The organism is Desulfobacter sp. (assembly GCF_050177295.1).
Genome location: NZ_JBFXHE010000294.1, coordinates 1 through 5,604, shown reverse-complemented (window position 1 = coordinate 5,604; position 5,604 = coordinate 1). Strand labels below are relative to the sequence as shown.

The following is a 5,604-nucleotide window of genomic DNA, read 5'->3' as shown; positions in this document are numbered from 1 at the left end:
ACCCCAAGTGGCAACATCGAACCCCTGGAATGGCTGCCGGACTGACGGATCATGTTTGGACATTTCGAGAGCTTCTAACCGTTAAATTTGAGCCGTTTCATAATCAAAGTATTAGCGGGTGAGCACCCAAAATTAATCGACTTAAGCAATGCACCTACAGGGAGCAATCCGCTTTGACTGACAAGGTTTTCATTTCCATGTTTTACATTGATAGTGGTCGGCATCGGTCTTCACCTCCGAAGTGAATGTTTTTTTAATGCCATTGTATTAATTTTATATTAAAATTTCAATATGTTATAATTAAAAAAGCAATCTTTATGCCGCTAACTCAGGTATTAGTCTGTTATTTTGTACCGATAAATGGCGATTCAAGATTTATTTTGATTCGAAAGCGATTTTAATGGTTCCGATACATTGTTTTTTAGATAATAGTCCAGATCAAACAGCTGTTTGAATGTAAGATCGGTAAATTTGATGTGGCGCTTTCTGACTTTCATTGAACTGAATGACGGCGTATTCGTTATTTCATAGTCGGCAACGGTCTGAAAGGGAAGATCGCCGACATAATATCCCATGCTGCTTAGGAAAATAGACTCTTCATTTCTATTCACAGGTTCTTCTGATTTGTTTTCGGTGTTGATATATTTGAAACACAGGCCGCCCATACTGATGTCGATGATTTGACCAATCTTGTTGGAATTGGGACTGATGGCTGCATAAGCACCCTCCACCGCTTTATACCGTTTGTGTTTTCTACGCTCAATGGTTCTTTTTCTGCCAACCATAAGTAAATCCTTAACTTTCTGTGTTAAAAATCTTCTTTTTTTGCATTAAGTTATATAAGCAATATTTATACCCTCAATTTTTTTTTATGGTTTTATTCAATGGACGAAGTCCTAAACGACGAAAATAGCGAATAAATAAAAAAATTCCCATCTTGTCTTTTATTGGGGTCAATTTAAAGTTTTTCCGCTATTATGAAATTTATTTGGCAATAATTGTGTAAATAAAGTTTTAAATTGAGAAAAAAAATTCTGTGACCGTGGGCTTTGTATTTCTTCACGGCTCTGTTTGAAATATCCGACATACAGTTTGACACACACTGTAATCAAACCCTCTGTAACGCAAATAGTTGATTATTTTTTTTCTGCATTCCGATTCATCCAGACTGTTCCAGGACTGCTTTTTAGTTTCAACGGCTTTTAATGCCAGATCCTCGTCTTTATATACAGATAGCAGTTCTTCAGCAAGTGCCGGGTCGATACCTTTTTTGCGCAGCTCAAATCCAAGGGCAAATACGGATTTGGGTTTGTAACGGATTCGGCTTTCGATAAACCCGCGTGCAAATGCTCTATCGTCAAGGTAATTAAAGTTTGACAACTGCACAATAACCTGATCGATAATATTGCCGTCATATCCTTTATCAGTGAGATATTTTTTCATCTGCCGGATTGTTTTAGGGCTTTTTGACAGATACCCCAAGGCCTTTTGGTATGCTTTTTCAACACTCATTTTCTATATTCTCTCAGGGCTATTTTTCATTTCCTTTCGCTCCTTCAATCAGGCGACCAGGGGTCTTGACCAGATCCTCCAACAGGTTGAGCAAACCTTTTCCCACTGCGGAAGGATGAAGCGGAACCACAGTGGGATCTGATATCTTACCATAGGCTCTGGCCGGGAAAGAGACAAGTCGGCCGTTAAGAATCGCATTGATAACCGGAATATATTTAATGATGGTATCAATGGTTTTAAACGGGGCCACCAAAAAGGTGATATCCAGGGCATCATTTAGGGGGTCTGCCCATCCTTCGGCAATGATGCCCATATTGTCTGCATCAATGACGGCATTTTTTATATGCACCACACTTTCTTTTACGTCTGCATCGGCAGTAAATGTCTTAAATCCGAACCCCTGTTGCTGCAGGTCCGTTTCTCCTATAATATTGACAAGTGATAAGAGCCTGGAAAGCACCGTGGCTTTGAATATACGGCCGGACTGGGCCTTAAAATTAAGATGCCCGTTCTGTTTGGATTTCACCATGTCAAAGGTCTGTGCGGAGCCGGCAAGTTCTCCTTCAAGTGTATAACTTCCTTTAATAACACTTTGAGTGCCTGTCAGGCATCCGATTGAAAGCGACACCTCCTTTGCCTGTTTCGTATTGAAAAACGTGTGAGTCAACACCCCGGGCCTGTCACCGGCAGGATTGATGGTTATTTTGCTTGAAAGATCAAGGCCGCAAAGAAGGGCATGGGTAATATCGATATGCGTGGACAATTGATGAATTGTCACCTTTGCCCGAACTCCCTGGTATACACGCTGGTCATAGTTCAATGTGTTGACGTTGATAAAAATCCGGTTTTGTTTTACCAGGGGGCGGGCGGATGCAGATGTTTTCTGCAGGGGCAAAAAGGAATCAAGATCAAGCGTGTCTGCAGTTATGGTGATGTCGCCTGTTTTATCCGTTGAAACCGTCAATGCATTGTCACCGGTTGCCTCCTGAAGTTTCCGGTAAAGATACGAATCAGGGTGAAGCATCTTTTCCACGGTTGTTTTATCCAGTTGCCCGTAAAAAACAATCCTGGGCATATCCGGCTGGTTGTAAAAGGTTAGATCGGCATGGGTTCGGTTTCCATCCTCTATCTGCAGCTTTGACGGGGTCATTTTGTCTACGGCAGGACCATCTGCCATGAAGGATACCGTTGCACCCGAGATCATGCCTAACTTTCCCTGAAACAGACAGGCCTCTGCCTGCTTCACAAATTGTGCCCGGGTCAGTGTCAGGGGGAGGATAATACTTTGGGTATATTCCGGTGAAATGTTATTTTCAAGCCAGGAGAGGTCTTTAATGGTACAGGCAATTTCCGACACGGTTATCGTTGAAGGGGTTGCGTTGAATGTGCAGAATAGGTCGGACAGCCCTTGGGTATTGTCTGAAAATATAACAGCCCCTTTATTGATCTGGCCTGTCATGTGGACCTGCCACAGGTTTGGGGAGAACATGGGGCCTTCAAGCCTAAAGTCATTAATGTCCATGATTCCGGAAAAATCTTTAACCGGGACCGGCTTTTTCCTTCCCCCGGGGAAAAGTTTAACCAGGGGTGCCACCTGTTCCAGAATAATAGTTGCGGCCATATTTTTGATGTTCATGGGTACGGACCCTCTGGTATCAAAATCGGCATTAAAATTTGATATCCTGCTGCTGCCCAAGGCCCCTGACAAATTATTCAGAACAACCTTGCTTTTGTCCAAAAGAAAGTCGCCGCCGTCGATGCGGACAGGCAGGGGCAGGCGCTGGTAGTTTCCGATTGCCTCAATGTTTTTTGCTGTTACTTTAACATCTATCTCTTTGTGGGCTTGGGTTTGATTCAGTTCGAGAACCGCATCTGCCCGGCCGGTCAACCCGGATATTTTTGACATTTCCCGGGCAAGTACCGTGCGCGGCAATATGGAGATAAGGGCTTGGGGCACTTCGGCTAAATCAACCTTCAGGGGGAATCTGCCCGAAAATGGAACTGCGTGGTGATGAATCAGATTGATATCAAGGGCACCACCCGTGACAATGGTTTTTCCCACACGGCCGCCTTTAGGGTATATGCTCAGCATGCCGTCTTTCATATCTGCACAACCCGAGGCGTTGTCAACAATGACAGGAACATGGGGGATTTTAACGGTAATTGCCTCAGCGCAGCCGGTTATAAAAAGGTTTTTTGCGTTGAACAGATGACGTATCTCTTTGCTTTTAAACCCCACCGTAATTTTTGGGGCGGTTCCGGATCTGAGTATGTCAAACAGGATTTGAGGCGTCTCAATTCCGCTGAGAAGTGGCAGGCACACCTCTCTTGTCTGGCTGATATCAATCTGTTCTCCGGTAAATTCAATACTTGATGCTTCCTGGCCGTAAGAAAGTGATACATCGATTCCAAGGCGTCCTTTGGGATAAAGAAGCTCCAAAGGTGCAAGATGTGCGCTCACCCGCTCTTTTGACAGGGCAAATTCAAGGTCGAACTTCCTTGCTTCGGCACGGTGATCCTTGGGTGCTTTAAGATTGGCCTGAAGAGATGTGATTCTCAGGTTGCCTGCAAGAATGTTCTCTGCATCATGCCGGCACTCCACAGAGAGGTGTGGGATATCAATAGCTGTTATTCTGCCTTTGACTGCGGATTCAAGCATTGGAATCCGATCTGTTTCCAGGCGAAGCCCCGACATCTGCGCTTTAATAGTCACAGCCCGTGTCCGCCCTGTCATAAGAATCCGGCAGTCCATGGTGCTAAAATAATTTGATTGGGCATTGGTTACGACAATATCCAGGTGATCGGTGTCTGCGAAGGGTAGATCAAACAATCCGTCAAATCCGTTCCGCACCCATGCGGCAAGATCCGGCGGCATTGTGAATTTATTTTTTCCGGCAACAGCCTCATTCCTAATGAGTTTGGGGGATTCAAGGGTGATGCGTCTTAGGGCGGTCTTGAATTTGAGCAGCTGGGGCGGCTCCAGTTCCACTATCGCTTTGTTGATTGCAACCTGGTTGTATCGGTCGATTTGTGCCCATATACCAGTTATGCAGAAACCCGGCAGGGGGGTGAGAATAAATGATAGCTGATCAAACCGGACTTCAATGCCGGTCTTTTGCTGAACAAAGCTGGTCAGACGCGCTTTAACCTGTTTCGTGTTGATCAACGGGGTAATGGCAAAGGACAGAGCTGCTGCGCAAAGGGTCACGGTTACCGCAATAAAAACGAAAATGCGCAGTATGCGTTTTCTGTTCATGGCCATGCATTCATATCTATTTGAGAAAAAAAATTATTTTACCACGAAGGTCATGAAGCGCATGAAGAATATATACCTGAAGATCAATCTTCATGCGCTTCATGGTTTTAATTCGAAAAGCATCTTAACTTTATGACATTGAGAAGGCTATTGCCACTTGTATCCGGTTTTATGGCTCAAGGTAATAAAATCGGCAGCAATGTATTTGGCCTGTTCCGTAAGTATTTCCTTGATCTCTTCTTTTTCCGGGTCAATGTCATCCAGGGTTGTCAGCGGTTTTTCTCCTTTTTGTTTCCGGTAATCGTTTTCCAGGGCCAGCTCTTCTTTATTAAAGGCGGTATTGGTTTTTAGACGTTCGCTCAGATTCAAGGAGAGTGTTTTTTGTTCACTCAATGATTCTGCCAATTGAATCCGCTGGGTGAGATATTTAATCCCAAAAGACTTTTCAGCCCGTTTTTTATAGGCATCATCCAATGGCTTGATCATGGGCTGCAAAGACCTATATGCTGAATAACGGGTGGCATCAATATGGTCCCAGAGCAGGGCTCCCTCAAGAGCGCTTTCTCCGGTGTCTTTGGTCCTGTAAATCTGGGGAAACCAGATGTCGGGTTCAACGCCTTTGTGTTGGGTACTTTTGCCCGAGATCCGGTAAAATTTGGCCGATGTCATCTTCAATCGTCCATCTCCCAGGGGTTTGAGTTCCTGAACTGTGCCCTTGCCGAAACTTTCGGTGCCCACAATAATCCCCCGGTGATAATCTTTGATGGCACCTGCAAAAATTTCACTGGCCGATGCGCTCATTCTATTGATGAGTACCACAAGAGGCCCGGTGTAGA

4 protein-coding genes are annotated in these 5,604 nt (G+C 44.5%); all 4 read right to left on the bottom strand.

Translation table 11 applies throughout. From position 1 onward, the window contains the following. Nucleotides 1–368: 368 nt before the first annotated feature. On the bottom strand, nt 369–785 hold the full coding sequence (locus AB7U36_RS17215; protein ID WP_287562175.1) for a PilZ domain-containing protein: 417 nt from the start codon (nt 783–785) through the stop codon (nt 369–371). 274 nt (nt 786–1,059) lie between these two features. Beyond that, entirely contained in the window at nt 1,060–1,512 is a 453-nt protein-coding gene (locus tag AB7U36_RS17210) for a regulatory protein RecX (RefSeq protein ID WP_004072444.1), read from the bottom strand. Nucleotides 1,513–1,531: 19 nt separating this feature from the next. Continuing rightward, nucleotides 1,532–4,768 carry an AsmA-like C-terminal region-containing protein gene (locus AB7U36_RS17205; protein WP_428160921.1) on the bottom strand — a complete coding sequence of 1,079 codons (3,237 nt, stop codon included), beginning with the start codon at nt 4,766–4,768 and terminating at the stop codon, nt 1,532–1,534. 147 nt (nt 4,769–4,915) lie between these two features. Next, nucleotides 4,916–5,604, bottom strand: a 689-nt coding sequence (locus AB7U36_RS17200; protein WP_428160920.1) for a carboxy terminal-processing peptidase, incomplete at its 5' end; no start/stop codon positions are given.